This is a genomic window from Motilibacter deserti, from assembly GCF_011250635.1.
Lineage (GTDB): Bacteria > Actinomycetota > Actinomycetes > Motilibacterales > Motilibacteraceae > Motilibacter_A > Motilibacter_A deserti.
Map to the genome: position 1 here is coordinate 271,480 of NZ_JAANNP010000001.1, position 14,732 is coordinate 286,211.

At 74.6% G+C, this 14,732-nt stretch carries 14 protein-coding genes; 8 read left to right on the forward strand and 6 right to left on the reverse strand.

Annotated features, from left to right (window positions below; genetic code table 11):
* Positions 1 to 155 precede the first annotated feature (155 nt).
* Positions 156 to 1,550 (forward strand): D-alanyl-D-alanine carboxypeptidase/D-alanyl-D-alanine endopeptidase, encoded by a 1,395-nt coding sequence (dacB, locus tag G9H71_RS01230; protein WP_166276636.1) that lies wholly within the window; start codon positions 156 to 158, stop codon positions 1,548 to 1,550.
* A gap of 2 nt (positions 1,551 to 1,552) precedes the next feature.
* Here the strand turns inward: dacB and trpD are convergent, their stop codons facing one another.
* The 3 genes from trpD to G9H71_RS24880 form a co-directional block, all read right to left on the reverse strand.
* Positions 1,553 to 2,623 carry an anthranilate phosphoribosyltransferase gene (trpD, locus tag G9H71_RS01235; protein WP_166276639.1) on the reverse strand — a complete coding sequence of 357 codons (1,071 nt, stop codon included), beginning with the start codon at positions 2,621 to 2,623 and terminating at the stop codon, positions 1,553 to 1,555.
* A complete protein-coding gene (locus tag G9H71_RS01240) occupies positions 2,620 to 3,030 on the reverse strand; it encodes a response regulator transcription factor (RefSeq protein WP_166278849.1) in 411 nt (136 codons plus the stop codon). The genes trpD and G9H71_RS01240 overlap by 4 nt, the downstream gene beginning before the upstream one ends.
* Positions 3,031 to 3,210: 180 nt before the next feature.
* Positions 3,211 to 3,693 carry a GyrI-like domain-containing protein gene (locus G9H71_RS24880; protein WP_166276642.1) on the reverse strand — a complete coding sequence of 161 codons (483 nt, stop codon included), beginning with the start codon at positions 3,691 to 3,693 and terminating at the stop codon, positions 3,211 to 3,213.
* Between the two features lie 118 nt (positions 3,694 to 3,811).
* Between G9H71_RS24880 and G9H71_RS01250 the strand changes: the two genes are divergently transcribed.
* From G9H71_RS01250 to G9H71_RS01260, 3 genes are all read left to right on the forward strand, one after another.
* Positions 3,812 to 4,489 carry a winged helix-turn-helix transcriptional regulator gene (locus G9H71_RS01250; RefSeq protein ID WP_166276644.1) on the forward strand — a complete coding sequence of 226 codons (678 nt, stop codon included), beginning with the start codon at positions 3,812 to 3,814 and terminating at the stop codon, positions 4,487 to 4,489.
* Positions 4,490 to 4,634: 145 nt separating this feature from the next.
* Positions 4,635 to 5,063 carry a YciI family protein gene (locus tag G9H71_RS01255; protein ID WP_166278852.1) on the forward strand — a complete coding sequence of 143 codons (429 nt, stop codon included), beginning with the start codon at positions 4,635 to 4,637 and terminating at the stop codon, positions 5,061 to 5,063.
* Between the two features lie 12 nt (positions 5,064 to 5,075).
* Positions 5,076 to 6,350, forward strand: a complete 1,275-nt coding sequence (locus tag G9H71_RS01260; RefSeq protein ID WP_166276647.1) for an RNA polymerase sigma factor — start codon at positions 5,076 to 5,078, stop codon at positions 6,348 to 6,350.
* Between the two features lie 18 nt (positions 6,351 to 6,368).
* On the opposite strand, the gene G9H71_RS01265 is transcribed toward G9H71_RS01260, so the two are convergent.
* Entirely contained in the window at positions 6,369 to 7,316 is a 948-nt protein-coding gene (locus tag G9H71_RS01265; protein WP_331272663.1) for an EamA family transporter, read from the reverse strand.
* 86 nt (positions 7,317 to 7,402) lie between these two features.
* Here G9H71_RS01265 and G9H71_RS01270 point away from each other — a divergent pair, with 86 nt between their 5' ends.
* Positions 7,403 to 8,344, forward strand: a complete 942-nt coding sequence (locus G9H71_RS01270) for a LysR family transcriptional regulator (RefSeq protein WP_166276650.1) — start codon at positions 7,403 to 7,405, stop codon at positions 8,342 to 8,344.
* A 45-nt stretch (positions 8,345 to 8,389) separates the two neighbouring features.
* Here the strand turns inward: G9H71_RS01270 and G9H71_RS23280 are convergent, their stop codons facing one another.
* Together G9H71_RS23280 and G9H71_RS01280 are read right to left on the reverse strand one after the other, a co-directional pair.
* The gene (locus G9H71_RS23280; RefSeq protein ID WP_166276653.1) at positions 8,390 to 8,806 is read right to left on the reverse strand and encodes a ribonuclease E inhibitor RraB; all 417 of its coding nucleotides are present in this window, start codon (positions 8,804 to 8,806) and stop codon (positions 8,390 to 8,392) included.
* Complete coding sequence (locus G9H71_RS01280) at positions 8,803 to 11,844, reverse strand: FAD-binding and (Fe-S)-binding domain-containing protein (RefSeq protein WP_166278858.1); 3,042 nt, start codon at positions 11,842 to 11,844, stop codon at positions 8,803 to 8,805. Before G9H71_RS01280 ends, G9H71_RS23280 begins: the two co-directional genes overlap by 4 nt.
* 115 nt (positions 11,845 to 11,959) lie before the next feature.
* On the opposite strand from G9H71_RS01280, the gene ctaE reads away from it, so the two are divergent.
* From ctaE to qcrA, 3 genes are all read left to right on the forward strand, one after another.
* Complete coding sequence (gene ctaE, locus G9H71_RS01285) at positions 11,960 to 12,568, forward strand: aa3-type cytochrome oxidase subunit III (RefSeq protein WP_331272665.1); 609 nt, start codon at positions 11,960 to 11,962, stop codon at positions 12,566 to 12,568.
* An 8-nt stretch (positions 12,569 to 12,576) separates the two neighbouring features.
* Positions 12,577 to 13,467: a cytochrome bc1 complex diheme cytochrome c subunit gene (gene qcrC, locus G9H71_RS01290; RefSeq protein ID WP_331272666.1), complete on the forward strand. Its 891-nt coding sequence runs from the start codon at positions 12,577 to 12,579 to the stop codon at positions 13,465 to 13,467.
* Positions 13,468 to 13,542: 75 nt separating this feature from the next.
* Positions 13,543 to 14,730 carry a cytochrome bc1 complex Rieske iron-sulfur subunit gene (qcrA, locus tag G9H71_RS01295; protein ID WP_231133973.1) on the forward strand — a complete coding sequence of 396 codons (1,188 nt, stop codon included), beginning with the start codon at positions 13,543 to 13,545 and terminating at the stop codon, positions 14,728 to 14,730.
* Positions 14,731 to 14,732 lie beyond the last annotated feature (2 nt).

Here is a 14,732-nt window from a genome sequence, read left to right on the forward strand (position 1 = left end):
TCAGGCCAGCAGGCGGATCGTGAGCCAGAAGCGTTCGAAGACCGTCCCCATGTCGCGCGGCGCGCCTGCGCGGATCCACCACCTCCGCGTACCGTCTGACTCGCGGCGGGCGCTCAAGCCGCGCCCCGGAGACGCCGAGGACCCGAAGGATGCCAGTGCACAACCGATCCCGTCTGGGCCTCGCCGTCCTGAGCGCGCCCGTCGCCGTCGCCCTCGCCGCGGGCGTCATCACCAGCGGCAGCAGCAACGACCTCGCGCAAGCGGCGTCGGCGGCGTACTGCCCCAGCCCGAGCGCCAGCGCCGAGCCAACGTCCCCCGACCCCGCGCCGACCGACGGCTGGTGCCCGGCCGACGGCGCCACCGCGCTGCCCACGCTCCCGGCGCCGGCACCCACCAAGCCGGCGGCCCTGACGGCCGACGCGAAGATCGCCTCCCTCGTCCCGTCGCGCATCGCCTCGCTCAGGCTCGGTGGGCGGGTCGGGGCGTACGTCAAGGACCTGGCCACCGGCGAGGAGCTGGTGGCGTCCGGCGCCGACAGCGCGCTGATGCCGGCCTCCACGACCAAGCTCGCCACCGCCGCGACGGCCCTGACCGCGCTCGGCCCCGACGCCCGCTTCACCACGAAGGCGCTGCTGCGCGGGAGCACGCTGACGATCTACGGCGGGGGCGACTCCTCGCTCACGACGCGCGGCGTCCGGGCGCTGGCCGACCGCGCCGCCGCCGCAGCCCGCGGTGCCGGTGTCAGGAAGCTGCGCGTGATCGTGGACGACTCGTACTTCCCGGCGCCGACGCTGGCCCGCGGCTGGGCCCGGGGCTACGTCCCCGGGTCGGTCTCGCCGGTGCGCGCGCTCGACCTGGACCAGCGCGTCAGCATGGACACCAGCATGCTCGCCGGCAAGGCGTTCGCCGCGCAGCTCAAGCGGCGCGGGCTGCAAATCGCCTCGGTCCGCCGCGGCCGCACCCCGGCCGGCGCGGCCGAGGTGGCGGCGGTGCAGGGCTCGCGGCTGTCGGCCATCGTCAAGCAGATGCTGCAGGTCAGTGACAACGACATCGCCGAGAACCTCGCGCGGCACGTCGCCGTTTCGCAGGGGTACGCCCCCGACTGGGCCGGCGCTGCGGCGGCCCGCACCGCCGTGCTGATCCAGCTCGGCGTGCCGCTCACGGGCGTCCGCATCGACGACGGCAGCGGGCTGTCGCGGACGAACCGGCTGACCGCGCGGGCACTCGTCGCGATCCTCGAGCTGGCCGCGGACCCGGCACGGCCCGAGCTGGCCCCGATCTTCACCGAGGGCGGCCTGCCGACCGCTGGGAGGACGGGCTCGCTGCGCCCGGCGCGCGGCCGCTTCGTGACCGCGCCCTCGAAGTGCGCGACGGACAAGCTGTGGGCCAAGACCGGCCTGCTGCGCGACGTCGTCTCGCTGGCCGGGCTGACCTACGGCAAGGACGGCGAGCTCAAGGCCTTCGCGTTCGTGGTCAACGGGCCGAAGTCGACGCTGACGCAGCGGCGCAAGGTCGACGCGGTCGCCGCGACGGTCACGGGCTGCTGGTAGCCCTAGCTCCCGGCACCCAGCCGCTGGCTGACGGCGGCCCACCGGTCGAGCGTCGTCACCGCGGCGCCCGAGTCGACCGCCTCGGCCGCGCGCACGACGCCGGCCCGCAGCCGCTCCTCCAGCGGCGTCGTCGGCTCGGTGTCGACCGCGTCGAGCGCGACGAGGGCCGCGGCGGCGTTGAGCAGCACCGCGTCGCGCACCGCGCCGGCCTCGCCGCCGAGCACCCGCTGGGCGACCTTCGCGTTGTACGCCGCGTCCTCGCCGCGCAACGCCTCGGCCGGGGCGCGGGAGACGCCGAGCGCCTCCGGCGTGACCGTGCACTCGGACACGGAGCCGGAGCGGACCTCCCAGACCCGCGAGGGGCCGGTGACGGTGAGCTCGTCGAGCCCGTCCTCGCCGCGGAAGACCAGCGCGGACGTGCCGCGAGCGGCGAGCACCGACGCCATGACGCCGGCCATGCGCGGGTCGGCGACGCCGACGGCCTGGGCGGCGGGCTGCGCCGGGTTGGCCAGCGGGCCGAGGAAGTTGAAGACGGTGGCGACGCCGAGCTCGCGGCGCGGCACGGCGGCGTGCCGGAGCGCGGGGTGAAAGAGCGGGGCGAAGCAGAACGCGATGCCGGCCTCGTCGATGCAGGCCGGGATCGCGTCCGGCCGCAGGTCGACGACGACGCCGAGCGCCTCGAGCAGGTCCGCGGACCCGGACCGCGACGACGCGGCGCGGTTGCCGTGCTTGACGACCCGCCCGCCGGCCGCGGCGACGACCACAGCGGACATCGTGGAGATGTTGACCGTGTGGGCGCGGTCACCACCGGTGCCGCAGGTGTCGACCGCGGCCCCCGGCACCTGCGTGCGCTGGGCGTGGGACAGCATCGCCGCAACGAGGCCGCCGACTTCCTCGGGCGTCTCGCCCTTGGCCCGGAGCGCGACCGCGAAGCCCGCGATCTCCACCGGTGTGGCCGCACCCTGCATGACCTGGTCCATCGCCCAGGAGGTGTCCTCGGCGGACAGCGCCTCGCCGCGCAGCAGGGCCTGCAGCAGGTTCGGCCACGTCCGGGTGGCGACCGCCGTGCTCATCGGGCCGCCGCGCCGGCCAGGCGCGTACGCAGCAGCTTCGCGGCGGCGTCCGCGAGCAGCACCGGGTCCAGCGGGTGCGGGACGGCAGCGTCGGCCCGGGACCAGGCGGCGAGCCAGTCGTCCTGCGGCCGTCCGGTCAGCACGAGCACCGGCGGGCACTGGTAGACCTCGTCCTTGAGCTGGCGGCAGAGCCCCAGCCCTCCGGACGGGACGGCCTCGCCGTCCAGCACGACCAGGTCGACGCCGCCGCGCCGCAGCGACTCCAGGACCGCGGGCTGCGTGGCGCACTCGACGTACGCGACGCGCGGCACGTCGCGGGCGGGCCGACGGCCGAGCGCCGCGGTCACCCGTTCGCGGATCGTGCGGTCGTCGCTGTAGACGAGGACCGTCACGGTCTCCTCGGGCATGCTCTTCTCGGGCAGCGTCGTCTCAGGCATGGTCGTCTCGGGCTCAGTGCTCTCGGGCGAGCTGCCCAGCTCCTGCGTCGCCATCGGTGCGGCCGGCTCCCTGCTGTCGACGACGGGGGCGTCGACGAAGCCGGACTCTACCGGGCACGCCGGCTCCGCTCGCGGCTATAGCGCGCCGGCTCAGGCGAGCCGCATCAGGAGCCCGGTCCGCCACCGCCCGGGGTCGGGCTCCTGCCGGGGGTCGGTCTCGTACGACTCGAGCCGGCACGCCCACTCCTCGGCGTCGGCGGCGGCGACGCGGTCCCACGCGAGCCCCTGCTCCTCGCCCCAAGCCAGCAGCCGCTCCGTCGCGTCGGCGAGGCCGTCGAAGTGCCCGACGTGCTCCGACGCGGCGTAGCGCCCGCCGGGCAGGGCCCCGGCGTAGAACCCGTCCCCGACGTCCACCGGGCCCGGGACAGGGACCCCCGCCTCCACCCGCAGGGTCCCGTCCGCGCGGAAGACGAGGTAGCGCAGGAAGGGAGCGCCCGCAAGGGGCACGTCCCGCGCGGCGAGCCGGCCGAGGAGCTCGGGGAGGCGGTCCGCGATCTCCCCGATCGTGTCCATCCGCACGTCGCGGGCCGTGCCGACGTACGCCTGCTCGCCCCGCTCGACGATGTACGGCACTTCTGCCTCCCTTGGCCCGTTGCCGGGACACGTCCTGCGCCACGGTGCGGCCACAAGTCCTACAAGACAACTGATTGAGCGTCTACCCGTACCGGGAAGTACGAGTACATTAGTTCTCGTGGCAACCAGGCGGGAGTACTTCGACGGGTGCGCCGCGGCGCACGCCCTGGACCTGGTCGGCGAGCGATGGGCGCTGCTCGTCGTCCGCGAGCTGGTCCTCGGGCCGAAGCGCTTCACCGACCTGCGCACCGGGCTCCCCCTCGCGAGCCCCAACGTGCTGTCGCAGCGGCTGCGCGACCTCGAGCAGGCCGCGATCGTGCGTCGACGGCGCCTTCCTCCGCCGGCTGCGTCCGCGGTCTACGAGCTCACCGAGTGGGGCCGCGGCCTCGAGCCGGTCCTGCAGGCGCTCGGCCGCTGGGGCGCCCGCTCCCCCAGCCTGCCCGCCGCCGAGGGCATCGGCCTGGACTCCTTCGTCCTCGCACTGCGCACGATGTACGACGCGGGCCGGGCGGACGGGCTGCGGGCTACGTACGAGCTGCGGCTGGGCGACCACAGCTTCGTCGCCGTCGTCGACGCCGCCTCGTTCGACGTCCGCCCCGGGTCCCTCCGCGCGGCGGACGCCGTGCTCACCGCCGCCCCGAGCGCACTGGCGGCCGTGGTGTTCGACGAGCGCACGCTCGCGGAGGCGGTCGCGTCCGGAGACGTCAAGGTCGAGGGCGACCCGGAGGCCGCGGAGCGCTTCGTCGGGCTGTTCCCGATGCCTGAGCCCGCACCGGCGTTCGCCCCCGCCGACTGAGGCGCACCCCGCCCGGAGGCCCGGAAAGAAATTTCGGGCCCTGTGTCGAAGTACGGTCTGCTCGTTCGTCGCAGTGACAGAGCGACGGGTCGATCCGCGGCGAAGGAGCAGCGGGCCTCCGCTCGTGACCGAGAGGGACACTCCGATGCGCTTCATGATGATCGTCAAGGCCACCGCGGACTCCGAGGCCGGCGCCATGCCGACGACCGAGGAGCTCACCGCGATGGGGGCGTACAACGAGGAGCTCGCCAAGGCTGGCGTGCTGCTCGCCGGTGAGGGGCTGCACCCGAGCTCGAAGGGCGCCCGCGTCGTCTTCTCGGGCGACTCGCGCACGGTGCTCGACGGCCCCTTCGCCGAGACGAAGGAGCTGATCGCGGGCTTCTGGCTCATCCAGGCCAAGTCGCTCCAGGAGGCCGTCGAGTGGGCGAAGCGCTGCCCCAACCCGATGCGCACCGAGTCCCAGATCGAGGTGCGGCAGGTCTTCGACGCCGATGACTTCGGTGACGATCTGACCCCCGAGCTGCGTGAGCAGGAGGACCGGCTGCGCGCCGAGACCGCGCAGCGCCAGGGCTGACGGGTCGGCAGCGTGGGCGCTGGGGCGACCGCACGGGCCATCGAGGCGGTGTGGCGCATCGAGTCGGCCCGCCTGATCGCCGGGCTCGCCCGCGTCGTCCGCGACGTCGGGCTCGCCGAGGACCTGGCGCAGGACGCGCTCGTCGTCGCGCTGGAGAAGTGGCCGGAGTCAGGCGTCCCGGACAACCCGGGCGCCTGGCTGATGGCCACGGCCAAGCGCAAAGGCATCGACCTGCTCCGGCGCGACGTCATGCTCGACCGCAAGCACGCGGAGATGGCGCACGCGCTGGAGCAGCGCCAGGAGTCCGCACCGGACGACGACGACGTCGACGGCGTCCAGGACGACCTGCTCCGGCTCGTCTTCACGACCTGCCACCCGGTGCTGTCGACCGAGGCCCGCGTGGCGCTCACGCTGCGCCTGGTCGGCGGGCTGACCACGGCCGAGATCGCGCGGGCGTTCCTGGTGCCGGAGCCGACCGTCGGCCAGCGCGTCTCGCGGGCCAAGCGCACCCTGGCGACGGCGAACGTGCCGTTCGAGGTGCCTACCGGCGCGGAGCTGGCGCCCCGGCTTGCCTCGGTGCTCGACGTTGTCTACCTGGTCTTCAACGAGGGCTACTCCGCGACCGCGGGCGAGGACTGGATGCGGCCCGCGCTCTGCGAGGACGCGCTGCGCCTCGGGCGCGTCCTCGCGCAGCTGATGCCTCGTGAGCCCGAGGTGCACGGGCTGGTCGCGCTGATGGAGGTGTCGGCGTCCCGCACCCACGCGCGGACGGCGCCGGACGGCTCGCCGGTGCTGCTGGCCGACCAGGACCGGTCCCGCTGGGACCCGATGCTCGTACGCCGCGGCCTGGCCGCGCTCGAACGCGCCGAGCAGCTCGGCGGGGCGCTCGGGCCGTACGCGCTGCAGGCGGGTATCGCGGCGTGCCACGCCCGGGCGCGGACCGCCGAGGAGACCGACTGGGAGCGGATCGTCGCCTTCTACGACGCGCTCGCCCAGCTCGCCCCCTCGCCCGTCGTCGAGCTCAACCGGGCGGTGGCGGTGTCCATGGCGTACGGCCCGGCCGAGGGGCTCGCCCTCGTCGACCAGCTGATCGACGCCCCTGCGCTGCGCGGCTACCACCTGCTCCCGGCGGCACGGGCCGACCTGCTGGCCAAGCTCGGCCGCACCGACGAGGCGCAGGAGGATCTGGCCCGGGCCGCGTCGCTCACCCGCAACGTCCGCGAGCGCACCCTGCTGCTCGAGCGCGCCCGTCGCCTCGCCGGCCCGCACGGCTCGGCCCTGGGGTGAGGCGCGGCCCGTGGCGGTTCAGCCAGGCAGCACCGGGTCCGGGGTACGCGCCGGCTCGGGCGAGCGCTCAGCGGGGGCCGGCCGCGCCGACAGCGTCGACCCGACGCTCGCCGCGACGACGACCGCGACGGCCACCGCCTCCAGCGGCCGCATCCCCTGCGACAGCAGCACCCAGCCGGCGAGGACAGCGACGACCGGCTCGAGGCTGAGCAGCACTCCGAACAGGCTCTTCGGCAGCCGGCGCAGCGCGGCGAGCTCGAGCGAGTACGGGATCACCGAGGCGAGCAGGCCGGTGCCGGCGGCGAGCAGCAGCAGGTCCGGCTGCGTGAAGGCCGCGGACGCACCGTGCGCGCCGGCGGGCAGCAGCACCAGGGCGCCGATCGCGACGGCGACGGCGAGCCCGCCGTGGCCCGGGACGGCGGCCCCCACTCGGGCGCTCGCCAGGATGTAGCCGGCCCAGAAGACGGCGGCGACGAGCACGAGGACGACGCCGACGGGGTCGAGCCCCTCCCCGTCCAGGCCCTCGCTGCCCGCCCAGAGCAGCACGACGCCGATGCCGGCGAGCAGCACCCACGCCAGGTCGCGGGCGCGGTGCGTGAGCACCGCCGCGAGCGCGAGCGGGCCGAGGAACTCGATCGTCACCGCGGTGCCGAGCGGGATGCGGTCGATCGCCGCGTAGAAGAAGCCGTTCATCCCGGCCATGGAGACGCCGAGCACCGCGATGGCCCGCCACTGCCGGGCCTCCCACTTGCGCACCCGGGGGCGGACCGCGACGAGCAGGATCAGGGCGGCGAGCCCGAGCCGGAGCAGCGTCGCCCCGGTGCTGCCGGTGGAGTCGAAAAGGTGGGCGGCCAGCGCGGCGCCGAGCTGCAGCGACGAGCACGACGCGAGCACCATGGCCACGGCGGTGCCGCTCGTCCAGTTCCGGGACGGGGCAGGCACGGGCAGGCGCAGCGAGTCGTTCACCCTTCAACTATCGGGAGCATCGAAGCTCCAGTCCAGCGAATTGTTGTGAGGGATACTCGTCAGCAGAACTGACGAGTGGAGGCTGCGTGCTCGACGTCCAACGGCTCCGGCTGCTGCGCGAGCTCGAGCGGCGGGGCACGCTGGCGGAGGTCGCGCGCGCCCTGGCGTACAGCCCCTCCGCGGTCTCCCAGCAGCTCGCGCAGCTCGAGGCCGAGGCGGGCGTGCGCCTCCTCGACCGCGTGGGGCGCGGAGTGCGCCTCACCGAGCAGGCCCGCGTCCTCACCCGGCACGCGGACGTCATCCTGGAACGGCTCGAGCTCGCCGAGGCCGAGCTCGCCGCGTCGCTCACGCAGGTGAGCGGAACGCTCCGGGTCGCGTCCTTCCAGACCGTCCTGCTCGCCCTCGTGCCCGCGACGCTGTCCCGGCTCGCACAGCTGCACCCCGGGCTGCGCGTGCAGATCGCGCAGCGCGAGGCCGAGCCGGCGTTTGCCGGCCTGCTCGCGCACGACTTCGACGTCGTGCTGGGCGAGGAGTACCCCGGCCTGCCGGAGCCGCTGCGCGCCGGGGTCGACGAGGAGGACCTCGCGCACGACGAGCTGCGGCTGGCCGTCCCGCCGACCGGTCCGCTCAGCACCGTCGACGGGCTTGCCGACCTCGCCGGGGCGCCCTGGGTGCTCGACCCCGAGCGCGCCGCGCCCGGCCAGTGGGTGCGCAGGCTCTGCCGCAGCGCGGGCTTCGAGCCCGACGTCCGCTTCGACAGCCTCGACCTGCTGCTCCACGTCCACCTCGTCGAGACCGGGCACGCCGTCGCGGTGCTGCCGGACCTGCTGTGGGCCGAGCGCGAGCCCCGGCTGCGCCTGCTGGAGCTGCCCCGGCGCCCGCACCGCCGGCTGTTCACCGGCGCCCGGCGCGGGAGCGCGGGCCACCCGGCCGTACGCGCCTTCCGCACCGCGCTGCGCGAAGCGCTCGAGGCGACCCGGCCCTCGTCGCGCCCCGACGCTGCGGCAGGGCACATCGGGCCGTCGTGAGCCGCGCGCGGTGACGCCGGCGGGCGACGTGACCGGCGCCGGAGCTCAGGAGCGTGGCCCGGCGCCGCCCGGGCCGCAGACGTCCCAGCCGGCGACGTCGCCGCCGAGGCGTTGGGCCAGACCCGCCATCCGGCTGCGCTCGCGCGACAGGACCAGCCCGGACGGCACCTCGACGCGGCTCGCCCGCACCCGCCACGTGCCGTCCACCGGCCGGCCCGCCAGGGCGTACCCCTCCTCGGCGACCACGGCGCCGGCCTCCTCCGCGGCCTCGCGGGTCGGCAGCACGAGGTGGTGCCGGACCAGCAGAGGCACGGTGACGTCGACCCCGCGCTCCGCCAGCTCCGCGAGCACGCTGGAGTCCGACCGCGCGGGGTCGTCGCTGCCGCCGAGCACGGGCAGCGAGCCGTCGTCCGCGTACGCCGGCGCCGGCTCGTCGCGCCGGCGCCGCCAGGGGAGCCTCACCGGGCCAGCCTCCTCGCCACGGCCGCACCCGCAAGGACCAGGGCCCCGACCGCGACGGCGTCGGCGGCCAGCCCGTCCCGGCCGGCAGACGCACCCGAAGGCGGCGGGCCCTCGGCACCCCGCACCGCGGCGGCGAGCAGCTCGGCGGCGTGCCGGGGGCGGGCCGTGACGTCGGACTGCTCGACCTGCGTCCGGCAGCTGAAGCCGTCGGCCAGCACCTGCTCCTCAGCGCCCAGCCTGCGCAGCCGGGGCAGCAGGGCGTGCTCGGCCACCGCCTGCGAGACCTCGTAGTGGCCGTTGGTGAACCCGAAGTCCCCGGCGAGCCCGCAGCAGCCGGCGTCGAGCACCTCGACCTCGGCCCCCGCCCGCCGCAGCAGCTCGGCGTCGGCGTCGTAGCCCATCACCGCGTACTGGTGGCAGTGCCGTTGCACGACGGCCCGACCGCCCACCGCGGCAGGCGGGCGCCACTCCGGCGCGCGCGCCGCGAACAGCTCCCCCAGCGTCACCGTGGCCTGCCGCAGCCGCTCCACGTCCGGGTCGTCGGGGAACAGCTCGGCGGAGTCGGCGCGGAACACCGCGGTGCAGCTCGGCTCCAGCCCCACGACGGGGCGACCGGCGTCCAGGTGCGGCCGCAGCGCGTCGACGGCCCGCCGCAGCACGCGGCGAGCCACGTCGAGCTGGCCGGTCGTCACCCAGGTCAGCCCGCAGCACAGCGGCCCCTCGGGCAGCACGACGCGGAACCCCGCGTCCTCCAGCACCTCGACCGCCGCCCGCCCCACCTGCGGCGCGAGCGCGTCGGTGAAGGTGTCCGGCCAGAGCAGCACCTCACCGCGCCGGCCGTCGCCGCGCGGGCCGTCGCCGCGCGGGCCGCGCCGGGCGTACCAGCTGGAGAAGCGCTCGTCCGCCACCTGCGGCAGCGTGCGCTGCTGCGCGATGCCGCCGGCCCACTTGACCCCTCGCGAGAGCAGCGGCGCGGAGGCGACGGCGTTCACCACGCGCGGGGCGCGGGTCGCGGCGCGCAGCCAGACCGGGAGCCAGCCCATCGCGTAGTGCGCCCGAGGGCGCAGCCGCCCCGCGTAGTGGTGGGAGAGGAACTCCGCCTTGTAGGCCGCCATGTCCACGTTCACCGGGCAGTCGGTCTTGCACCCCTTGCAGGCCAGGCAGAGGTCGAGCGCGCGCAGCACGTCGGGCGAGCGCCAGCCGTCCTCCCGCACCGTCCCGTCGTCGCGCATGAGCTCGAAGAGCAGCCGTGCCCGGCCCCGCGTCGAGTGCTCCTCCTCCCCCGTCGCGCGGTAGCTCGGGCACATCACGCCACCGACGTGGGAACGGCACTTGCCCACTCCTACGCAGCGCGCGGCTGCGCCGACGACGGAGCCGCCGTCGTGCGGGTAGCCGAACTGTTGCTTCCCTGGAGGAGGGGTCAGAGGTGCCAGGAGGCGGAGGTCGGCGTCGAGCGCGTACGGGGCGACGACCTTGCCCGGGTTCATCCGGTCCAGCGGGTCGAACGCCGCCTTGAGCTCGCCGAACGCGCGCACCAGCCGCGGGCCGAACATGCGGTCCAGCAGCTCCCCGCGGGCCTGGCCGTCCCCGTGCTCGCCCGACAGCGAGCCGCCGTACGCCGCAACGAGGTCGGCGGCCCGCTCGAGGAAGCGGCGGAAGGCGCGTACGCCCTCGTCGGAGCGCAGGTCGAAGGGGATGCGGGCGTGCACGCACCCATGGCCGAAGTGGCCGTAGACCGAGTGCTGCTCGTAGCCGGACTCGACGAGCAGCGCCTTGAGGTCGCGCAGGTAGTCGGCGAGCCGCTCCGGCGCGACGGCCGAGTCCTCCCAGCCCGGGTGCGTGTCCGGCCGGCCGGGGACGTGCGCGGTGGCCCCGAGCCCGGCCTCGCGGATCTGCCACAGCTGGCGCTGGTGCGCGCGGTCGCGCAGGACCACGGACGGAGTGGCGCGCCCGGCGGTCCGGACGAGGGCCTCGGCCTGCGCCGCGGCCTCCGCGGGCGTGTCGCCGGCGAACTGCGCCATGAGATAGGCCCCGCCGGGCGGCAGCAGCCCGAGCACCTCCGGCTCGAGGTGCTTGTCGCGCTGGAACTCCACGAGCTCCGCGTCGAAGCCCTCCAGAGCGATCGGACGGTGCTCGTTGATCGGCGGCACCGCTCGCGCCGCGGCGACCAGGTCGGGATAGGCGAGCACGGCCAGCGCGGTAGCGGCCGGCAGGGGGACGAGCGCCAGCTCGGCCCGGAGCACCGTGACGAGCGTCCCTTCCGTGCCCACGAGCAGGCGCGCCAGGTCGACCTCGCCCTCCGGCAGCAGCGCGTCCAGGCTGTAGCCGGACACCCGGCGCGGGATGTCGGGGAAGCGGTCGCGGACCTCGTCGGCGTGCCGGTCGCGCAGCTGCGCGAGCGCGCTGTGCAGCCGGCCCAGCTCGCCGGGCAGATCCGCGCGCAGGCCGCCGGGCCCGAGCGGCCCGGCCCAGAACCGCAGCCCGCCGTAGGTCAGCACCTCCAGCCGCCGCACGTTGTCCACCGTGCGCCCGTATCCCTGCGCGCTGGCGCCGCAGGAGTCGTTGCCGATCATCCCGCCGAGGGTGCAGTTGGCGTGGGTGGCCGGCTTGGGACCGAACTGCAGCCCGTACGCCGCGAGCTGCCGGTTGAGCTCGTCCAGCACGATGCCCGGCTCGACCGCGCACGTCCGCGCAACGGGGTCGACCGAGAGCAGCCGGTTGCAGTGCTTGCTCCAGTCGATCACGACCGCGACGTTGCATGCCTGCCCCGCCAGGCTCGTCCCGCCGCCGCGCGAGAGCACGGGCGCGCCGAGCTCCCGGCACACGGCGACCGCTTCGACCGCGGCCTCGACGGACCGCGGCACGACGACCCCGATCGGCACCTGCCGGTAGTTCGAGGCGTCCGTGGAGTAGGCGCCGCGGCTCCCCGGATCGAACCGGACCTCTGCGTCGACGCGCCGTTCCAGCTCCTCCCGGAGCCCACGGACGTCCACGTACGGCGCACCTGGCACGCGCGCATCCTGCCGAACGTTCGGCAATCGGCGGGCGCCGGGACGGTGCGCCACGCGGGCAGCACCCTCCGCGACGGCCGGTGTGCGGCGCGCCACGCTCCCCCGCCGCGCCGCTCCGCCGACGGAGTGGCACGATGTCCGCGTGGCTACGGCAGCAGCGGTGGAGACAACGGTCGCCCATGCTCCGGCGAACCGGCCGAACATGGTCTCGGTAGGGACCATCGTCTGGCTCTCGTCGGAGCTCATGTTCTTCTCGGCGCTCTTCGCCATCTACTTCACACTCCGCTCAGTCACTGGGCAGGAGTTCTGGGACAGCCGCAACGAGCTGCTGAACGTCCCGTTCTCGACGACGAACACCACCGTCCTGGTCCTGTCCTCGGTGACGTGCCAGATGGGCGTGTTCGCGGCCGAGCGCGGCGACGTCAAGCGGCTGCGGCAGTGGTTCGTGCTCACGTTCCTCATGGGCGCGTTCTTCATCGGCGGGCAGGCGTACGAGTACGCCGAGCTGTTCCGCGAGGGGCTCACCCTCGCCTCGGACTCGTACGGCTCGATCTTCTACCTGTCCACCGGGTTCCACGGCCTGCACGTCACCGGCGGCCTGTTCGCCTTCCTGCTCGTCCTCGGGCGCACCTACGTCGCGAGGCGCTTCACCCACGAGCAGGCGACCAGCGCGATCGTCGTGTCGTACTACTGGCACTTCGTGGACGTCGTCTGGATCGGCCTGTTCGCGACGATCTACCTGCTCAAGTGAGAGGCGACGTGAGCGACTCCAACATGCGCCCAGAGGACTCCTCCGACCTCGCCCCGGCCACGGCTGCCGCAGGCGCCGTCGAGCCGGACGCCGTCGAGCGCGCTCCGGCGGCCGCGGTCCCGGCGCGTACCCGCAAGCCGCTGCGCCGCCGCCCGCTGGGCGCCTCGCTCCTGCTGCTCGTCGCGCTCGGCCTGGTCGGCGCCGTCTACTCGCTGTTCGCCCCGGCGAACGCGGACGTCGACGCCCCGGGCAGCGCCCAGGCCGGCCGGGAGCTCTTCCTCGCGAACTGCTCCTCGTGCCACGGGACGCAGGGCCAGGGCTCCTCGGCCGGGCCGACGCTCGTCGGCGTCGGCGCGGCCTCCGTCGAGTTCCAGGTCGGCACCGGCCGCATGCCACTGGCCCAGCCCGGGGCACAGGCGCCCCGCGACTACGTCCGCTTCAGCGACGAGGAGATCGCCGACATGGCGGCCTACGTCGCCACGCTCGGCCCGGGCCCGTCCATCCCCTCGGACGAGGACCTCGACCTGTCCGAGGCGGACGTCACCCGCGGCGGCGACATCTTCCGCACCAACTGCACGATGTGCCACAACTACGCGGGCTCCGGCGGCGCGCTGACCGAGGGCAAGTACGCCCCGTCGGTCAACCAGACCTCCCCGCGGCACATCTACGAGGCCATGCTGACCGGCCCGCAGAACATGCCTGTCTTCGCCGACAGCCAGCTGACGCCCGAGATGAAGCGCGACGTGATCGCCTACATCAAGACCAGCTCCGAGCACCCCAGCCCCGGCATCACCGGCCTGGGTGCCCTCGGGCCGTCGGCCGAAGGCCTCTTCGGCTGGGTCGTCGCGCTGGGCCTGCTGCTCGCCTGCGCGGTCTGGCTCACGCAGAAGGCGAAGTAGCCCCCTGATGCCCCACACCGCACCCACCGCTCGGGATCTGGCGCGCAAGCCCCGGACGCAGGAGACGCAACACGCATGAGCACCAACGACGAGGCCCCAGGCCCTTCCGAGCATGTGATGGGCGGGTCGATCCCGGGACGGCACGCCGCCCCGCAGACCAACACCGCGCCGGGCGAAGGCACCAGCCCCCACGCGCCCGGCGAGGGCGGGTCCCTCCCCGTCGCTCCCGGTCCGCACGGCTCGGCCGAGCGGTTCTCCGACCCGGGCCTGCCGGCTCACGTCCACCGCTCGACGGACACGGACCCGAAGGCCGCCAAGCGCGCCGAGCGTCAGATCACGCTGATGTTCCTGCTGTCGCTGGTCGGCGTGCTGCTCTTCATCTTCGGCTACTTCGCGTTCGGCCTGCCCAGCGGCGACAACTACCGCTGGTCCACGATCGTGCTCGGCCTGGGGATGTTCCTCGCGCTGTTCCCGATCGGCGCGGGCATGATCCAGTGGGCCAAGGCCCTCATGCCCGACGAGGAGATGGTCGAGAAGCGCAAGCCGATCCGGTCCACGGACGAGGACCGCGAGGAGACCGCGCGGATCTTCCAGACCGCTGGCGAGGAGACCGGCTTCGGCCGTCGCAAGATGCTCTGGGGCAGCATGGTCGCCGCGATGGGCGGCTCGAGCCTGCTCGCGATCCTTCCGCTCAAGGACCTCTGGCTGCGCAACCGCAGCACGGACCCGTGGGTGCAGCTGAGCCACACCGCGTGGCACGAGGGCGCGCGCCTGGTGCGCGACCCAACGGGTGAGCCGCTGCGCCCGGAGGAGATCCCGATCGGTGGCGTCGTGCACGTGCTGCCCGAGGCGCCGCAGCGCTCGGAGTCCAGCGAGGACGTCGAGGAGGTCGCGGACACCGAGCACGAGGGCCTCTCGCTGAACGACAAGGCGAAGGCCGCCGTCATCGTCATGCGCCTGGCCCCCGAGGACGTCGAGTACGACGAGTCCCGGGTCGGCAAGGACTACCAGGGCATCTACGCCTACTCCAAGATCTGCACGCACGTCGGCTGCCCCGTGGGGCTCTACGAGCAGCAGACGCACCACCTGCTCTGCCCGTGCCACCAGTCCACGTTCGACGCCTCGCGCCACTGCGCCGTGATCTTCGGCCCGGCGGCGCGGCCGCTGCCTCAACTCGCGATCACCGTGGATGCAGACGGATACTTGGTGGCACAGGGCGACTTCGAGGAGCCCGTGGGTCCGAGCTTCTGGGAACGGGGCTGACA